The organism is Bradyrhizobium zhengyangense (assembly GCF_022012435.1).
GTDB classification, from domain to species: domain Bacteria; phylum Pseudomonadota; class Alphaproteobacteria; order Rhizobiales; family Xanthobacteraceae; genus Bradyrhizobium; species Bradyrhizobium zhengyangense.
In genome coordinates this window covers 1,494,979-1,512,570 of the sequence record NZ_JAKLUA010000001.1, presented here as the reverse complement: position 1 = coordinate 1,512,570, position 17,592 = coordinate 1,494,979, and the positions used below count along the sequence as shown (strand labels likewise).

The window sequence follows — 17,592 nt, the reverse complement described above, 5'->3', positions numbered from 1 at the left end:
TTCAAAAGACACTTCGGCGGTGCAAATCCTGAAGTGTCCCACGCAATGCCAGCGGCGCCGCCCTTCCACCGGTGCGGAGCGCCGCTGGTCGATCCGCCCCCAACAAGGAGAAGTGAGATGATCCGCAAGGCAAAGGCAGTTTGGCAGGGCACGGGCCGCGATGGCACTGGTCATCTGTCGAGCGAATCCGGCGTGCTCGCCGCGACCCCTTATTCGTTCAAGACCCGTTTCGAGACTGAGAAGGGCACCAATCCCGAGGAATTGATCGCGGCCGCACATGCCGGCTGCTTCACCATGGCCCTGGCGTTCGGCCTCCAGCTCGCCGGGTTCACGCCGACGGAGCTGTCGACCGAGGCCGCAGTCTCGCTCGAACCGGAAGGCAAGGGATTCAAGATCAGCAAGTCCGCTCTCACGCTGCGCGCCAAGGTGCCTAATCTCGACGATGCCGGCTTCGCCCACATTGCCGGCGAGGCCGAGAAGAACTGTCCGGTTTCCAAGGTTCTCAATGCCGAAATCAGCCTCGACGCCAAGCTGGTCTAGTCGGACCGCTTCGAATAGATTGGCCATCCGGTCCTTCGCCAAGAGGCTGAAACCGGAAGGACGTCCCTAGCATGACGGGAGCTGACAAATGACGACAGAGCGCGCGGTTTTGGCGGGAGGTTGCTTCTGGGGCATGCAGGATCTCATCCGCAAGCAGTCGGGCGTGATCTCCACGCGCGTAGGCTACACCGGCGGACGGGTGAAGAACGCCACCTATCGTAACCACGATGGCCATGCCGAAGCGATCGAGATCATCTTCGATCCTGCGAAGACCACCTTCCGGACCATGCTGGAGTTCTTCTTCCAGATTCACGATCCGACGACGCTCAATCGCCAGGGCAATGATTTGGGGACCAGCTACCGCTCAGCGATTTTCTACACGTCAGATGAGCAGAAGCGTGCGGCGGAAGATACCATCGCAGATGTCGAAGCGTCTGGCCTGTGGCCCGGCAAGGTAGTGACCGAAGTTGCTCCAGCCGGCGAATTCTGGGAAGCCGAGCCCGAGCATCAGGACTATCTCGAGCGTTACCCTGAGGGCTACACGTGTCACTTCATTCGGCCGAACTGGAAACTGCCGCGGCGCGCGGCCGTCGCCGGAGGCTAGCGATGGCCAAGGGCTACTGGATCACCCTCTATCGTTCGATTTCCGATCCAGAGGCGCTGGCGGCCTACGCGAAGCTCGCGGGGCCCGCGATTATTGCCCACGGTGGTCGCTTCCTCGCCCGCGGCGTTGCTGCGAAGGTCTATGAGCAGGGCATCGCCCAGCGCACCACGGTGACCGAGTTTGACAGCCTCGAACTCGCGGTGGCGGCACACGACAGCCCTGCCTATCAGGAGGCGCTGAAGACGCTCGGCAATGCCTGCGAGCGGGATGTCCGGATCATCGAAGGACTGGAGTGAGGGGCGGCGGTGCGAACTCGAACCGAATCGCGCTGGTGCTTGATTTGAGAACGGTCGCTAAACTCTAACGAGAAGGCGGGCGGAAATGCGCAAGCCATCCTCGCCGCATTGCCAGCAGCGTTGGTTGCCAACCGGCTCGGCCGGTAAAGGGCTTGATCTCAGGCGGGCGTCGCGTCTTGGCGCGCCTCCGGCCGGCATCCGCAGATCGCGTCGACGGCCTTCCGGGCGAGTTCTCGCAGTTCGGCGCGGCGGGTGCCAGCACGCGCGCGAATGGCAATCGTCTGCATCGTGGCAGCAGCAAGGATTGCGAGTGCGGCAGGGTCGACGTCCGGTTTCAGCTCGCCCTCGTCCCGCGCGCGGCGGAAGCGAGCTTCGAAATCGGCATCGATTGCGCGCAGTCCGGCCGAGACGCTGTTGCGGATCTCCGCATCTTCCGCGACTTCGGTTACGGCGGTTCCGACCACGAAGCAGCCGCGCGTGGTTCCCCTGCCGGAAAAATAGATCGAGAGCGCTGCCTCATAGGCCAGCATCAAGGCTTCGTCCAAGGGATGGTCCCCTGCGAGGGCCTCGCGCGTGGCGGCCAGGCTCGTCTCCCAATAGTGCGCGAGCGCCTCAAGATAGAGCGCGTGCTTGTTACCGAACACCGCATAGAGGCTCGGCGGGCTCATGCCGGTCACGGCGGCGACCTTGTCGAGAGATGTGCCGGAATAGCCGGTCCTCCAGAACGCTTCCGTGGCCCGTTTGAGGGCCGTTTCTGCGTCGTAGGCGGGGGGGCGTCCGCGGCGCGACGGGCTCGTGTCGTTCTTCTTCCGTGCCATGTCAGCATGATCCTGGTTGCGACGGTCTACACGTATATTTGTATGGATCGTTATAAAAATCAATGGCGGGCCATCTTGATCACCATATGGAGGTACAATATTTGTAACGAACGTTATTAAATGAGATAAGGACAACTTCTATGAGTCTGAACTTTGCGCCAATCACCGGCTGGCTGGGTGATCGCAGGCGCTCCCGCGGGAGCGGAGCAACTGAGCCTTTGTTCGGAATGGATCTTGCCGAGCGGCTGCGCCTGCCCCTGATGGTTGTGCTGCCGGCCGCGGCTGCCATGTTCGGCGCCTACATGTATCTGGTGCAGGAACGCTTTATCTCGACGGATGACGCATTCGTGCGCGCCGCGAAAGTGACCATCAATGCACGCGTGTCCGGTCAGGCGGTCGAGATCGCCGTGCACGACAACGAGCGCGTTCGGCAGGGCCAGGTCCTGTTTCGGATAGATCCGGAGCCTTATCAGATTGCCGTCGACCAGGCCGAGGCCCGGCTCGCCAGCGCGCGGCTCCAGATCGAATCGCTCAAGGCGACCTACCGCCAGCAGCAGGCTGAACTGCAATCGGCGAGGGACGCTGCTGCCTTCGACGAGCACGAGTTCGATCGCAAGAAAATGCTGGTCGCTTCCGACTTCACGCCGCGCGCGGTCTACGAGCGGGCTGAAACCGATCTCAAGGTCGCGCGTCAACGCACGGCGTCGATCGAACAGCAGATTGCAAACACGGTCGTCGCGCTCAATGGCGATCCTGATACCGACATCGACCGCCACCCGACGGTTCGTGCGGCCAAGGCGCAGCTCGACCGTGCACGGCTCGATCTTTCCTACGCGACCGTGAGGGCGCCCGACGACGGTGTCGTTACGAAGGTCGACGACCTGCAGGTTGGTGGGTTCGTTTCCGCGGGGGCGCCCACGTTCTCGCTGATGTCGAGCCGGGACGTGTGGATCGAAGCCAATTTCCGTGAGACAGGCCTGACCCACATGCGTCCGGGCCAGGCGGCGATGATTGATGTCGACGCCTATCCGGACCGCAAATTCGAGGCGCATATCGTCAGCATGAGCCCCGGCACCGGGTCGGACTTCTCGGTTCTGCCGCCGGAAAACGCGACCGGCAACTGGGTCAAGGTGGTCCAAAGACTGCCAGTGCGTCTGGAACTCGACGATACCGATCCGAGCCGACCATTGTTCTCCGGCATCAGCGTGACGGCGCGCGTCGACACGGGCCGTCGCCGAAGCTGGATACAACTGCTCCAACCCGCGAGCGCGACGGAGGTCAAATGAGTAGGCCCATCCCATCGACATCGGGGGCCGGCGGTCGTTATGCAATCTCCGCGGCGGCCCTTATGGCAACCTATTTGCAGGCGGTGAACATTTCCCTGCCGAACGCGGCGCTACCGCACATCCAGGCGACGCTCTCGATGGCCAATGACGAGGTCGGCTGGGTGTTCTCCTCGTATATCGCTGCAAGTGCCGTGACCATGTCGATCACACAATGGCTGGCGGGACGGTATGGGCGGAAGGCGATATATCAGGCGGCGCTGATCACATTCGGCCTAGGTCTCGTCTTCGATACGCTGGCGACGACGTCGATCCAGTTCGTGCTGGCCCGGATTCTCCAGGGAGCGGCGAGCGGGCCGCTGGTGCCGCTCTCATTGGCAATTCTGCTCGAGGTGACGCCGGCAGAGCAGCGTGCGCGCATGGGTCTGGCCGCGACGGCCTGCTCGCTGCTCGGCATCAGTACGGGTCCCGCGATTGGCGGCTGGCTCAGCGAATATTACGGTTGGCCGTCGATCTTCAACGTCAGTGTGCCGATGACGGCCATCATCTTCGTGACGATGGCTCAGTTGCTGGGAGAGAAGCGTCAAGACCGAGGCCAGGCGTTCGACTTCTTCGGGCTGACGACCTTTTCCGTTGGCATGATCGGGCTACAGATGCTGCTTGATCGAGGCGAGCGCCTGGAATGGTTCGCCTCGAAGGAAATCTGGGTCGAAGCGATCGCCGCGGTTCTCGGCTTCTATCTCTTCACCGTGCACGTTTTGACGAGAAAGGAGCATTTTCTGCGCACGGTGCTGTTCAGGGACCGCAATCTTCTCCTCGCGACGGTGATTTCCTTCGTGCTCGGTTTCGTCCTGTTGCCGACATTGGCATTGACGTCTCCGATGCTGGAGGAATTGCTCAATTACCCAGTCGACACCACCGGCTACATGAGTGTTCCCCGCGGCGTGGCGTTGGTGGGAGCCCTGGTACTGACGAGCCTTGCTCCGAGCCAGTTAGACTATCGGCCGTTCCTCATGGGTGGAATGGTGCTCGTGGTCTATGCCAATTGGTTGATGCTCGGCTATTCGCCGGGGATGGATTGGCGGCCGATTGTCGAAGCCGGTTTCCTTCAGGGTGCAGGTCTCGGCATGTCGCTGGCGGCGCTCGCGAGAGCGGCGTTCGGAACCCTTGATCCGAAGTTTCGCCCTGAAGGTAGCGCTCTGATCAACCTGTCGCGGCTCTATGGCAGCACCATCGGCATTGCCGTGGTCCAGCTGTTCTTCTATGCCAACACGCAGGCCGTGCACATAGCCCTCGCCAAGCACCTCACACCGTTCCGTGTGGCGGCGAATACGGTAGGTTCGATCGCGAAGCCGAGCCTCGCCGCTCTCAATGGCATTGTCACGCGCCAGGCGGCCACCGTTGCAGTTATCGATCAGTTCGAGATCCTGATGTTCGCCATGCTCGCCGTGATCCCGCTGGTCTTCTTTCTCCGCAAGCCTCGGCCCTCCGGTTAAGGGCGCGAGACAGAAAGTCGCATCTCATCTTCAACTTCAATCATTTCGTCCCGCGCAGGTGCGGGAGTCGGGGACAAGCAAAGGAGTATCAGCATGACGACGTCCGATTCGCTTCGTGACACGAGGATTCCCACACACGCGTCCGGCTCCGTCCCCGCCGTGGGATTTGGCACGCTGATCCCGGATCCGGTCGTGACGAGGCAGGCCACGAAGGCTGCTTTGGAGGCGGGGTTTCGACATCTCGATTGCGCCGAGCGCTACCGCAACGAAGAAGCGGTCGGCGACGCGATGCAGGAGGTGTTCGCAACGGAGAAGCTTCGGCGTCGGGACCTCTTCGTTACGACCAAGCTATGGAACACCAACCATCGGCCGGAGCGGGTGAAACCCGCATTTGACGCGAGCCGCAGGCGGCTGAAACTCGACGACATCGACTGCTACATCATTCACACGCCCTTTGCCTTTCAACCTGGCGACGAGCAGGACCCGAGGGACGAGCGCGGGCGGGTCATCTATGACTCTGGAGTCACGTTGGCGGAGACATGGGAGGCAATGGAGCGGCTCGTTGACGAGGGCCACTGCAGGTCGATCGGCCTTTCGGACATCACTTTGGAGAAGCTGCGCGAGATCGTCGCAGTCGCGCGGATCAGGCCCGCCATGGTGCAGGTCGAATCCCATCCGTATTTGCCGGAATGGGAGTTGCTCGACTTCTGCCGCGAGCATGGAATTGTGCTGCAAGCGTTTGCGGCACTTGGACACGCCATGAAGCCGAACGTCCTGGCCGATCCTGTGATCACAGCTATCGCGGAGCGCCTGCATAAGACGCCGGCTCAGATTGCGCTCGCGTGGGCCGTACAACGCGGCTCTGCCTTCCTGACCACCTCGACGAATCCTCGGCGCATCCGGGAAAACTTCGATATCTCGGCTCTACCTGAGGACGCCATGCGGGAGATAAAAGAGCAGATCAAGACGAACATCAGGTTCAACTCGGTAGTTGAGACCGGTGTACCCGGCTTTATTCCGAGGGCCGAATGAACGGAATGACCTGAGCCGCGTTCCATGACCACGATCAGCTTTGACTTTTTGGATCGGAATCTCCGGAGCGAGATGCGTTCGGATCATGTTTGCAGGTCCGCAATCAGGTCGCGCGCGAACCGCATATCCGCGATCCCGGATCCTTCGGTCATCGCATTGCATGCCCTCTCCAGAACCGCGCGTGCCTCAGCGCGCTGGCCTTGTCCGATCCTGAGCTGCGCAATGCTGATCGCGCAGCGCAGCTGCCAGAAATGCGCGCCTTGCTGTGTTGCTAGATCCATGGCTTCGTGAAAGCAGGCGTCGGCGGCTTCCGATTGCGGTGACTCCCTCAGCAACAGCTCACCCTTGATGCGGAGTAGCTCCGGCAGATACCAACGCTCCTGCCTGTCGTTGCAGCGCGCCAACACGTTCTCGATCGTGTCGAAGCCATGATGAACCTGATTGGCTTGTCCGAAGCAGGCGGCTAGCTCGCCAAGCAGGGGAAGGAAGCGCGGCAGGAAGCGGGCATCGCCGGCGCGATTGAGCTCGTCTCGCAACAGCGGCAAGCCGGTCTCGACGTCTGTGCGCTTTGCAGCGACCAGCGCGTTGAACGCGCGGGCCCATAGCCCCCAGAGTCGGATGGCGTGGCGATCAGCATGCTCCAGCAATTCGGTCCCGTAGCGCTCGGCGGCGTCGTAGTCGCCAGCCAGGAAGGCAATCGGGCAGGCGGCCTGTCCCAGCACGCTGCAGAAGGTCAGCGCATGGCCGTTGGCCCGACCTTCGTGGATATTCTGTTCGGCCAACGCCAAAGCCTGATCGGCATGACCCTGCAGCCACAGGATGCGGGCGCGAAAGTATTGCGTCGATATCCGCAGATCGAGCGGGAAGATCTTGGGCTTCTCGGCCAATACATGCAGCGAGGCATTGACCCGGTCGATACGGACCCGTGCCTCGCTCTGGTCTCCGAGATAATGCAGTGCGACGGCCATCAACCGGTCCGCCAGCATGAGATCAGTCTTGTCGGACGAATTCGCGGCGGCTTCGGTGAAACGATCGGCGAGCGCGCGCGCCTTGCCAAACGCCCCGTTGTTGAACTGATCGATGCACAAGCCCCAGAGAGCCCGTAACCGGAAATCCTTGTCGTCGAGCTTCTCGGCCAATTCGAGCGTGGACTCGAGGATCGGGCGGGCCTCGCGTGCCCGGCCTTCGCCATACATCAGCGACCAGCCGAGCGCTGCCAGGAGCTGCATGCGTACGCGCTCCTCGTCATGGTCTGCCAGCGCGGCAAGCGCGGTCCTGGCGCGCTCGCGACACTCTGCGAACAACGAAAGCCGAATCCAGAGCGTCACGGCCACCGCCGTCAGGGCGATACCAAGCCGTGCATCGCCTTCAGGCGAAAAGGCCCAGTCCAGCGCAGCGCGCAAATTGTCCAATTCGGCGCCGTAGGCGCCAAGCCAGTCCGACAATGGGGAGGAGGTTTCGGCTTCAGCGCGTTCGAACAGGCCGTGAAAATATTCGGCATGCCGCTGTGCGATCCGCTTCGCTTCATTGGCTTCGCTCAGCTTGCCGAGCGCATAAGTGCGCGTGGTGTCCAGCAGGCGATAGCGCAATGTTCGCGCACCTGATGGTGCGATCAGCGACTTTGTGACGAGATTGTCGATCGCCTCCATGGTCGCGGCGGCGCTGAGCCCGTCGCCCGAGGCGACGGCAGCAGCCGCCTCCGGCGTGAACGGCCCGGCGAACACGGAAAGTCTCCGCAAAATGGCGCTCTCGGATGCGGGAAGCAGGTCGTAGCTCCAGTCGAGCGCGGCGCCGAGCGTCTGATGTCGCGGGATGGCCGTGCGCCGCCCGCGCCATTGCAGCGAAAAGCGGCTGTCGAGCAGGGATGCCGTGCCGGCGATGCCATAGGCGTTGACGCGCCCTGCTGCGAGCTCGATCGCAAGCGCGATGCCGTCGAGGCGGCGGCAGATGTCAGCCACCAGCGGTGCTTCTTCTGCGCTCAGCTGAAATGGTCCGGAGCTCTGCGCGATACGTTCGACGAAGAGCTGGGCCGCCGGATAGGCAAGGACGTCGGCCACGGCGAGGTCGTCGCGCCGGGGCGGACAATCCAGCGGGAACAGCCGAAAGATCCGTTCGCCTTCGCTGCGAAAGGATTCCCGGCTGGTTGCCAGCACATGCAGTCGCGGTGCTTCGCGAACCAGGCGCTCGACCAGCGGCGCGAGCGTCTCCAGCACGTGCTCGCAGCTGTCGAAGATCAGCAGCGTCGGTTTCGTCTGCAGGTGCGTCAGCAGCGCCGGGACCGGATCCTCCGCATTGATGGATAGCCCGAGCGTCGATGCGATGGTGATTGCTGCGAGTTCAGGCTTCCGCACCGGTCCGAAGTCGACGAAGAACACATGCCCGTCGAAATGGGCAAGCCGGCGATGGCCGACGGTCACGGCCACTGCGGTCTTGCCGATGCCACCGGGGCCGACCACTGTCACGAAACGATGCATCGCGAGCCCGGTCGAAATCTTCTCGATGACGTCGTCTCGCCCGATCACGCGCGCGAGCGGGGCGGGAAGGAAACGCGGTAGAGGGATATCAGTCGGGCGAGCAGGAGGGGCGGGAGCAACCTGGGTGAGAGATGCGACGAAGCAATAGCCGCGCCCGGGGACGTTGACGACATAGCGGGCCGACTTGCCGGTGTCGCCGAGTGCCTTGCGCAAGGCTGCGATGTGGAAGCGGAGGCTGCCATCGTCGACATTCACGTCTGCCCAGACACGCTTGACGAGCTCGCGCTTGTCGACGACTTCGCCGGGCCGCTCGGCCAGGAAGATCAAGATGTCGAGCGCGCGGCCGCCGACATGAAGATGCGCGCCGTCCTTTTCCAGGAGTCGCGACCTTGGAAATAGACGAAATGGCCCAAAAGAAATGGCCGAGTCCTGGTTGTTGTCTGACACGCGCCATCGCCCCCGCTGCGGGGAGTCAAAATTGTTTGACTTTTTCCTATCAGAACGAAGCGTACAGTAAACTGGACGAAAGCAGCGGGAGCGGCTTGAGGTGTGCGCGCTGTTGCATTGACTGGATCAGGGGCATTTTGAAATATTGCTGTCAGATGAACGGTTTAGGCTAGTGGATGAGGTTGGTCATTCGCTGAGCTGTCCGTCTTGCGCAGGGATCGTAGTCGAAAAACGGATGGACACTCTCATTTTGCGCACGAACCGCGAATGCCTCGCTGATCGACTGTGCCGTTGACGATGGCCGGTTGCTGCTGCGTATGGAGGCTTGGGAGCCGGTCCCTTCTCTGATCAAAGCTTACGACGTTCGGAACAGGACATGTCTTCGCTCTCGCGACGAGATTTCGTCAATGCGGCCACGTTTGCCGTTGCGCTCGCCGGACTTTCGCGCGGCGGGAAAGCCGCTGATTATCCATCGCGCCCCATTCGGCTTGTGATTCCCTATGCGGCCGGCGGCTCGGGCGATCAGATCGGGCGCCCCTGGGTCGAGAAGATGTCATCTCAACTTGGCCCGACGTTTGTGGACAATGTCGGCGGTGCGGGCGGCGCGATCGGGACGTCAGCGGTGGCGCGCGAGAAGCCCGATGGCTATTCGCTGCTGCTGGGAAACGGCAGCACGCAGGTCATCATCCCCCTGACGACGCCAAATCCCTCGTATTCCATCGGGGATTTCCGGGCGATCTATCGCCTGATCAGCAGTGCGCTGGTTTTCGCCGTCCATCCATCGCTGCCTGCCACAGACCTGCAAGGCCTGATCGCCTATGCCAGGAGCAAACCGGGTACGCTGTCCTATGGAACTCCGGGCATCGGCACCGGCAATCACCTCGTGGGGGAACTGTTCAAGCAGCAGGCCGGAGCCCTGGATATCGTCCACGTTCCCTATCGCGGCATCGCACAGGCCACCAACGACCTCGTGAGCGGTCAGATATCTCTCGTCATTGCCGTCATGTCGGTTCAATTGCAGCAACTGGGCCGGGCCGGCAAGGTGAGGTTGCTTGCGGTCACGACCGACAGACGGTTGAGCGGCGCGCCGGAGATTCCGACCGCGATCGAGTCCGGCATGCCTGATCTCAGCTACGAGGGATGGTTCGGTCTTTTCGCTCCGAAAAAGACTGACGACGCGATCATTGATCGCATCGCGCAGGCAACACGGGTGGCGATGGCCGATCCGGCACTGCTGGCGAATTATCGCGCGCAGGGGATGGAGCCCGACAGCGATTCGGGTCCGGAGAAATTCCAGCAGACTGTCGATGCCACTTCGGCAAGTCTTGCGCCGGTGATCAAATCAATCGGGCTTCAAGCGCTGTAAGCGCGCCGGCGTTTCGTGTGTTGGAGGCGTCGTACAATCTCTGCGGGCCCGATGCCGGTGGCCCACGAACTGCGCTTGCAATGTTTAGTAAACCGTGCATTACTAAACAAATCGAGCCTGCCGGGCCTATAGAATCCGGGTGGCGCGAGGAAACACCAGTTTAGTTACTCAGCTCGTCGTGGACTGTGTCGCTCTGCTCGAAGCATTCGAGCGGGTAGGAAAGCCGCGCCATGTCGATGGCCGGCCCACTCGGAGGGAACGTGTAATGAAACGAACGAAGACGCTTGTAGTGGCATGCGCGGCAGTCGCCGCCGCGCTCAGTGTCGGCGCGGGCACCACGCCCGCGCACGCGCAAGGAAAGACCATTACGCTGTGCTGGGCCGCATGGGACCCCGCCAACGCATTGGTCGAATTGTCGAAGGACTTCACCGCCAAATCGGGTATCGGTATGAAGTTCGAATTCGTGCCGTGGACCAATTACGCCGATCGCTTCCTGAACGAACTCAATTCGCATGGCTCGCTGTGCGACCTCATCATCGGCGATTCACAATGGATCGGAGGCGCCGCGGAGAACGGCCAGTACGTCAAGCTCAACGATTTCTTCAAGAAGGAAGGAATCAGCATGGACGACTACATGCCGGCGACGGTGGTCGGTTATTCCGAGTGGCCGAAGAACACGCCGAACTATTGGGCGTTGCCCGCGATGGGCGATGCGGTGGGCTGGACCTATCGCAAGGACTGGTTCGCGCGGCCTGACGTGCAGAAGGACTTCAAGGCCAAGTACGGTCGCGAGATCGGCGTGCCGAAGACGCTTGCCGAGCTGAAGGACATCGCGCAATTCTTCCAGGGCCGCGAGATCGACGGCAAGAAGGTCTATGGTGCCTCGATCTATACCGAGCGTGGCTCGGAAGGCATCACCATGGGCGTCTCGAATTACCTCTACGATTACGGCTTCAAATACGACGATCCGAAGAAGCCTTATGCGATGGACGGATTCGTGAACTCGGCCAATGCGGTGAAGGGACTCGAAGCCTACAAGGAGCTCTACAAGTGCTGCACGCCGCCCGGCGCCTCCAACTCCTACATGTCGGAAGGGCTTGACGCCTTCAAGTCCGGTCAGGTCGCGCTGCAGATGAACTTCTTCGCGTTCTTCCCGGGCCTCTACAAGGACCCGAATGTCGGCGGCGACAAGATCGGCTTCTTCGTCAATCCGGCCGGTCCCGCCGCGCAGGCGACGCAACTCGGCGGACAGGGCATCTCGGTGGTCTCCTACTCGAAGAACCAGGCCGAGGCGCTGCAATACATCAAGTGGTTCTCCGGCGGCGACGTCCAGAAGAAGTGGTGGGCGCTCGGCGGCTATTCCTGCGCCAAGTCCGTGTTGAACGATCCGAGCTTCCCTGGTAGCGCGCCCTTTGCCAAGGAGTTCCTGCAGTCGATGGGCATGGTGGTCGACTTCTGGGCCGAGCCGTCCTACGCCCAGCTGCTGCAGGCGGAACAGAAGCGCGTGCATGATTATGTGGTGGCCGACAAGGGCACCGCACAGGAAGCGCTCGACGGTCTGGTCAAGGACTGGAAGGCGATCTTCAAGGAAGAAGGCAAGAAGTTCTGAGGTTGATACCCGGAGCGCGTGCGCTCGCGCTCCGGGCTTTCCTTCGAGATGACCGGGATCTGTCGCCACGCGACGGCCCGGGTGCCAGGATCGGTCGCTGCAATGAATGAATTGAGTGCCTCTTCGCGGATCACCTATCGGGCCGTCATGGTCCGGCCCAGTGTGGCGCGTCGTGTCCGCGGCCTGTCGGACAAGACACTCGCCTGGCTCTTCATCACGCCGACGATCGTGTTGCTGCTGGCGATCAATATCTTTCCGCTGCTCTGGACGATCTATCTGTCGTTCACGAACTATCGCGCCAACCGGGCCAATGTACCGACTATCTGGCTGGGTGCCGACTGGTACCAGTCGATCCTGACCGATCCGGACATCTGGGCGGCAATGCAGGTCACGGCGCATTTCGTGATCTGGACTGTTGTGATCGAGACCGTTCTCGGATTTGGCCTTGCCTACCTCATCGACAAGAAATTCCGCGGCCACGGCATGTGGACCACGATCATCCTGCTACCGATGATGCTGTCGCCCGCGGTCGTCGGCAATTTCTGGACGTTCCTCTACCAACCCCAGATCGGCTTGTTCAATTATGTGGTCGCCTTTTTCACGGGACGCGCGGCCTCGTCCTTCCAGATGCTCGGCGACGTCACGCTGAGCCCCTGGGCCATCGTCATCGTCGATGCCTGGATGTGGACGCCTTATGTGATGCTGATTTGTCTCGCCGGCCTGCGGTCGATCCCGGATTACATCTATGAAGCCGCCGAAGTCGATCGCGCGTCGAAATGGCGGCAGTTCTGGTCGATCACGCTGCCGATGGCGCTGCCGTTCATCATGTTGGCGGTGCTGTTCCGCGGCATCGAGAATTTCAAGATGTTCGACATGGTCAACCTGCTTACCGGCGGCGGGCCGGGATCGACCACGGAAGTTGCCTCGATCACACTCAAGCGAGCAGCGTTCGAGAGCTGGCGCACCGGCTACTCCTCGGCCTTCGCGATCATCCTGTTCGTGACGGTCTTCGGCCTCGCCAACATCTATGTCAAGGCGCTGAACAGGGTGAAAAGCCGATGACATCAGCCACCACAGCCCATTCTGTCGTCGAGCCGTCGGCCACGACGCGGCGTTTTGCCGGCTCGCTGGTCGTGCTCTACGCTGTCATCACCATGATCCCGCTGGTCTGGATCATGCTCACCGCGTTCAAGTCGCCTGACGATGCGATCTCCTATCCGCCCAAGGTGCTGTTCAGGCCGTCGCTCGAAGGCTTCTGCAATCTGTTTACGACACGCTCGCGCCAGACGCCAGAGTTCATCCGCTCGTTGGGACCGCCGCAGGGGATGTGCGACAGCATCGCGCGCGACCGCAACATGGTGGTCGCCGGTCCTTCGAATTATGTGCCGCGCTTCATCAACTCGCTGATCATCGCGTTCGGCTCGACCGTGCTCGCTGTCGCGCTCGGCACCTTGTCGGCTTACGGCTTCTCGCGGTTCCGCGTGCCTCTGAAGGATGATCTGCTGTTCTTCATTTTGTCGACCCGGATGATGCCGCCGATCGCGGTCGCGATCCCGATCTATCTGATGTATCGCACCATCGGATTGTCGGACACGAGACTCGGAATGATCCTGCTCTATACCTCGGTCAACGTCTCGCTCGCGGTCTGGCTGCTCAAGGGCTTCATCGACGAAATTCCGCGCGAATACGAGGAAGCCGCGATGATCGACGGCTATACCCGCTTCCAGGCCTTCGTGAAGGTGGTGCTGCCGCAGGCCACCACGGGAATCGCGGCAACGGCGATCTTCTGCCTGATCTTCGCCTGGAACGAATACGCTTTCGCGGTGCTTCTCACCTCGGGCAATGCGCAGACGGCCCCGCCGTTCATTCCGATCATCATCGGCGAGGGCGGACAGGACTGGCCCGCAGTGGCCGCCGGCACGACGCTGTTCCTGGTGCCGATCGTGGTGTTCACGGTGCTTCTGCGCAAGCATCTGTTGCGCGGCATCACCTTTGGAGCTGTCCGCAAATGAGCCTCGATGTCACCCCAGCCATTGCACGTCGTGGTCTCGCCGACCGTGTTCTGCGTCGCGGCCCGCTCGAAGCCATCGCGACGACAATCATCGCCGCCGGCGTCGTGATGCTGATGCAGCCGTTCTCGCTGACACTGTATTCCTGGTCGTTTGCGACAACCCTGTTCGGCACGGTGATGTTCACCATCGTGTCCAAGGTGCGGGAGTAGGGCGCGATGGCACAGATCAAGGTCGAGGCGCTCGACAAATCTTTCGGTGCGTTTCATGCAGTCAAGTCCGCCAGCTTCACTGTGGAGAATGGGCAGTTTCTCTGCCTGCTCGGGCCTTCCGGCTGCGGCAAGACCACGACGCTCCGCATGATCGCGGGACTGGAGCTGCCGACGGCAGGGACTATCCGGCTCGACGGCGAAGACGTGACGATGAATCGCGCGTCGGCCCGCGACATCGCCTTCGTGTTCCAGCTCTTCGCGCTCTATCCGCACATGAACGTCCGGCGCAACATCGGCTTTCCCCTGAAATGCGAGGGCATGGGTGCGGCCGAGCGCAACCGGCGGGTGGTCGAGGCCGCGCGCATCCTGCGGATCTCGCATCTGCTCGACCGTTCCGTCTCGGGCCTTGCGGGCGGCGACCGGCAGCGCGTGGCGCTGGGGCGGGCGATCGTGCGCAAGCCAAAATGTTTTCTGATGGACGAGCCGCTCGGCGCGCTCGATACCGAGATGCGCGAGGCCATGATTCATGAGCTGCGTTCTCTGCATGACCGGCTCGGCGCCACGACCGTCTACGTCACCCATGACCAGCTTGAGGCCATGGCGATGGCCGACAGGATTGCGGTGATGAACAATGGTGTGGTCGAACAGGTCGCAAGCCCGCGCGACATCTATGACCGGCCGGCTTCGCTGTTCGTTGCGGACTTCATCGGCTCGCCGCCGATGAACTTCCTGCCGTTCCGTGGCGGCTTGCAGACCGGTGCGGAGGCGATCCGACTCGGCGAACGGGACGTTGCGATTCCGGCTGCGCGCGAGGCGATGGCGGAGAGCGAGCTCGTGCTTGGGGTGCGGCCCGAGCACATACGTTTCACGGATCGCGGCATGGTGCGCGGCGAGGTCTATGGCACGGAATATCTGGGCACGACGCAGATCGTGACGGTGGCGACGAGCTACGGCGCGCTCAAGGCCCGCTCACCCAGCAGCAGATCGTTTCGGACGGGCGAGACTGTCGGGCTCGACTTCCGGCCCGATACGCTGTCGATCTTCGACAAGGCGTCGGGTCGGGCCATTCGCACCGCGCTGCACGAAGGAGTTGTGCATGGCTGAGGTTGAGATCATCTCCGTCTCCAAGGCCTTCGGCAAGACGCAGGCGCTGAGCGACTTGTCGCTGACGATAGGTGACGGCGAATTCGTCGCACTGCTCGGGCCGACCGGTGCCGGCAAGACCACCGCGCTGCGTTTGATTGCCGGGTTGGAGCAGCCGGATGGCGGCTCGATCCGCATCGACGGGCGCGACGTCACCGGCGATGCTCCCGCGGACCGCGACGTTGCCTTCGTCTTCCAGCAATATTCGCTGTATCCGCATCTCACCGTGTTTGAGAACATGGCCTTTGCGTTGCGGGCGCCAACCCGCCGCGTAGGCGAAGCCGATATCCGCACGAAAGTGCAGGAGGTCGCGCGTCTGCTTCATATCGAGACCAAGCTCGACAACAAGGCGACGCAGCTATCGGGCGGGCAGATGCAGCGCGTCGCGATCGGTCGGGCGCTGGTGCGTTCGCCTTCGATCTATCTGATGGACGAGCCGCTGTCCTCGCTGGATGCCAAGCTGCGCGGCGAACTCCGCCTCGAGCTGAAGCGGATCCAGGTCGATCTCGGCGCGACGATCCTCTATGTCACCCACGATCAGACCGAGGCGATGACCATGGCCTCGCGCATCGGCGTGATCGAGGGCGGACGGCTGTTGCAGATCGGCTCGCCGCGCGAGATCTACGAGAACCCGATCAACGCGCATGTCGCCGCAAGGCTGGGCCAGCCGACGATCAATCTGCTGCCAGCGGCCCTGTTCGGTCGCGCGCCTGCCGGTGCCGAGACGGTCGGCGCTCGGACCGAGCATCTGACGATTGCGCGCGGCGGCGGCGATGTCTCGGCAACCGTCAGGCGGGTCGAGCATCTCGGCGACCAGAGCCATCTCCATCTCGACCTTGCCGGCCGACCGGTTGTGACCCTGGCGGATCCCGAGGCGGGCTTTGGCGCCGGCGATGTCGTGTCGCTCCGTCTGAACAAGCCGCTGTTTTTCGATGCGAATGGCTGGAGGGTGGCGGCATGAGCCTTGATCGGGTAGCCAGGGAAAGACTGGTGCGAGCGCTGGCATGTTCAGTGATCGAGCACGCGGACGAATTGACGAGCCTCGACCAGGCGATTGGCGATGGGGATCACGGGCTGAACATGAAGCGCGGTTTCGAGGCGGTGCTCGCGGCATTGCCGGGCCTTGCCGACAAGTCGCTGCCCGACATGCTGAAGGCGATTGGAATGACGTTGGTAATGAAAGTCGGCGGTGCGTCAGGGCCGTTGGTCGGAACTTTCTTCATGGAGCTGGGTAAGTCTCTTCCGGAACAGCCGAGCCGGTCTGATCTGGTCGCGGCGACGGACAAGGCGATCGAGGCCGTCAAGGCGCGCGGTCGTTCCGAGGCGGGGCAGAAGACGCTGCTGGATGTCCTGGTACCGGTTCACGCCATTCTGGCAGGCGGCGGTGATGCCAAGGCCATTGCGGCTGAAGCTGTGCAGGCGGCCGATCGCACCACGCCGATGCTGGCGATTCGCGGCCGCGCATCGTTCCTTGGTGAACGCTCCATCGGTCATATGGACCCGGGCTCGCGCTCGGCATCCCTTCTGATCGGCGCGGCAGTTGAGATATTGGAATTCGAGGTCAATCCATGAGCAACGTCGGAATTGTCATCGTGTCGCATTCGCCGAAGATCGCGGAAGGCGCGGCCGATATGGTGCGCCAGATGGTCGGTGAAGCAGTGCCGCTGGCCTGGACCGGCGGCGATGTCGATGGCGGGTTAGGTACGAACGTTGCCGGAATCCTCGAGGCGATCGAGACCGCCTGGTCGCCGGCGGGTGTTGCGATCCTCGTCGATCTCGGCGGCGCCGAGACCAATTCGGAGATGGCGGTGGAGATGCTCCCCGAAGATCGTCGCGCGCGCGTGCTGGTTTGCAATGCCCCGGTGGTCGAGGGGGCGGTGATTGCTGCGACCGAATCTTCGGGCGGCTCATCGCTTGCCGCCGTCAAGCGCAGCGCGGAGGAATTCTATGCATGATGCCAACGCCAACCGGGCGGCTCAGTCGTTCGCGCCGCTGACCGCCTCCGCGGTTCTCGTCAACCCGGTCGGCCTGCACGCGCGACCATCGGTGAAGCTTACGCAACTGGCAAAGGGCTTTACCGCGAAGATCGAAATTGCGCTTGCGGCGGAGGGACCCTGGACTGACGCCAAGAGCCCTGTGAAGGTCATGCGTGTGAAGGCGCCGCAGGGCGCAACGCTCCATTTCCGCGTCAACGGTCCTGATGCCGAGGCCGCGCTCGCGGCCATGCTGGCGCTGGTGCATGACGGTTTCGGCGAGGCGTAAG

18 protein-coding genes are annotated in these 17,592 nt (G+C 62.3%); 16 read left to right on the top strand and 2 right to left on the bottom strand.

From position 1 onward, the window contains the following. Positions 1-117 precede the first annotated feature (117 nt). The 3 genes from L6637_RS07320 (at position 118) to L6637_RS07310 (ending at position 1,440) form a co-directional block, all read left to right on the top strand. Complete coding sequence (locus L6637_RS07320; protein WP_237859077.1) at positions 118-540, top strand: OsmC family protein; 423 nt, start codon at positions 118-120, stop codon at positions 538-540. An 88-nt stretch (positions 541-628) separates the two neighbouring features. After that, positions 629-1,144: a peptide-methionine (S)-S-oxide reductase MsrA gene (gene msrA, locus L6637_RS07315; protein ID WP_237859076.1), complete on the top strand. Its 516-nt coding sequence runs from the start codon at positions 629-631 to the stop codon at positions 1,142-1,144. Between the two features lie 2 nt (positions 1,145-1,146). Further along, positions 1,147-1,440, top strand: coding sequence for a DUF1330 domain-containing protein (locus L6637_RS07310; protein WP_237869749.1), 294 nt, complete (start codon positions 1,147-1,149; stop codon positions 1,438-1,440). Between the two features lie 158 nt (positions 1,441-1,598). On the opposite strand, the gene L6637_RS07305 is transcribed toward L6637_RS07310, so the two are convergent. Beyond that, complete coding sequence (locus tag L6637_RS07305) at positions 1,599-2,258, bottom strand: TetR/AcrR family transcriptional regulator (protein WP_237859074.1); 660 nt, start codon at positions 2,256-2,258, stop codon at positions 1,599-1,601. A 227-nt stretch (positions 2,259-2,485) separates the two neighbouring features. Here L6637_RS07305 and L6637_RS07300 point away from each other — a divergent pair, with 227 nt between their 5' ends. From L6637_RS07300 to L6637_RS07290, 3 genes are all read left to right on the top strand, one after another. After that, a complete protein-coding gene (locus tag L6637_RS07300; protein ID WP_237869747.1) occupies positions 2,486-3,544 on the top strand; it encodes an HlyD family secretion protein in 1,059 nt (352 codons plus the stop codon). A 62-nt stretch (positions 3,545-3,606) separates the two neighbouring features. After that, entirely contained in the window at positions 3,607-5,037 is a 1,431-nt protein-coding gene (locus tag L6637_RS07295) for an MDR family MFS transporter (protein WP_237869745.1), read from the top strand. 93 nt (positions 5,038-5,130) lie between these two features. Continuing rightward, positions 5,131-6,069: an aldo/keto reductase gene (locus tag L6637_RS07290; protein ID WP_237869743.1), complete on the top strand. Its 939-nt coding sequence runs from the start codon at positions 5,131-5,133 to the stop codon at positions 6,067-6,069. 83 nt (positions 6,070-6,152) lie between these two features. Here the strand turns inward: L6637_RS07290 and L6637_RS07285 are convergent, their stop codons facing one another. Then, positions 6,153-8,990 (bottom strand): ATP-binding protein, encoded by a 2,838-nt coding sequence (locus L6637_RS07285; protein WP_237869741.1) that lies wholly within the window; start codon positions 8,988-8,990, stop codon positions 6,153-6,155. A gap of 376 nt (positions 8,991-9,366) precedes the next feature. Here L6637_RS07285 and L6637_RS07280 point away from each other — a divergent pair, with 376 nt between their 5' ends. The 10 genes from L6637_RS07280 (at position 9,367) to L6637_RS07235 (ending at position 17,591) form a co-directional block, all read left to right on the top strand. Then, complete coding sequence (locus tag L6637_RS07280) at positions 9,367-10,356, top strand: Bug family tripartite tricarboxylate transporter substrate binding protein (RefSeq protein ID WP_237869739.1); 990 nt, start codon at positions 9,367-9,369, stop codon at positions 10,354-10,356. Between the two features lie 265 nt (positions 10,357-10,621). After that, positions 10,622-11,965, top strand: a complete 1,344-nt coding sequence (locus tag L6637_RS07275) for an ABC transporter substrate-binding protein (protein WP_237859067.1) — start codon at positions 10,622-10,624, stop codon at positions 11,963-11,965. A 102-nt stretch (positions 11,966-12,067) separates the two neighbouring features. Continuing rightward, positions 12,068-13,027, top strand: coding sequence for a carbohydrate ABC transporter permease (locus L6637_RS07270; protein ID WP_237859066.1), 960 nt, complete (start codon positions 12,068-12,070; stop codon positions 13,025-13,027). Continuing rightward, complete coding sequence (locus L6637_RS07265; protein WP_237859065.1) at positions 13,024-13,977, top strand: carbohydrate ABC transporter permease; 954 nt, start codon at positions 13,024-13,026, stop codon at positions 13,975-13,977. The genes L6637_RS07270 and L6637_RS07265 overlap by 4 nt, the downstream gene beginning before the upstream one ends. Next, positions 13,974-14,186, top strand: a complete 213-nt coding sequence (locus L6637_RS07260) for a hypothetical protein (RefSeq protein WP_237859064.1) — start codon at positions 13,974-13,976, stop codon at positions 14,184-14,186. The genes L6637_RS07265 and L6637_RS07260 overlap by 4 nt, the downstream gene beginning before the upstream one ends. A gap of 6 nt (positions 14,187-14,192) precedes the next feature. Beyond that, on the top strand, positions 14,193-15,290 hold the full coding sequence (locus L6637_RS07255) for an ABC transporter ATP-binding protein (protein ID WP_237869737.1): 1,098 nt from the start codon (positions 14,193-14,195) through the stop codon (positions 15,288-15,290). Next, entirely contained in the window at positions 15,283-16,290 is a 1,008-nt protein-coding gene (locus tag L6637_RS07250; protein WP_237869735.1) for an ABC transporter ATP-binding protein, read from the top strand. Before L6637_RS07255 ends, L6637_RS07250 begins: the two co-directional genes overlap by 8 nt. After that, positions 16,287-16,901: a dihydroxyacetone kinase subunit DhaL gene (dhaL, locus tag L6637_RS07245; RefSeq protein ID WP_237859061.1), complete on the top strand. Its 615-nt coding sequence runs from the start codon at positions 16,287-16,289 to the stop codon at positions 16,899-16,901. Before L6637_RS07250 ends, dhaL begins: the two co-directional genes overlap by 4 nt. Then, positions 16,898-17,284 (top strand): dihydroxyacetone kinase phosphoryl donor subunit DhaM, encoded by a 387-nt coding sequence (gene dhaM, locus L6637_RS07240; RefSeq protein ID WP_237869733.1) that lies wholly within the window; start codon positions 16,898-16,900, stop codon positions 17,282-17,284. The genes dhaL and dhaM overlap by 4 nt, the downstream gene beginning before the upstream one ends. Then, positions 17,277-17,591, top strand: a complete 315-nt coding sequence (locus L6637_RS07235) for an HPr family phosphocarrier protein (RefSeq protein WP_237859056.1) — start codon at positions 17,277-17,279, stop codon at positions 17,589-17,591. Before dhaM ends, L6637_RS07235 begins: the two co-directional genes overlap by 8 nt. Position 17,592 lies beyond the last annotated feature (1 nt).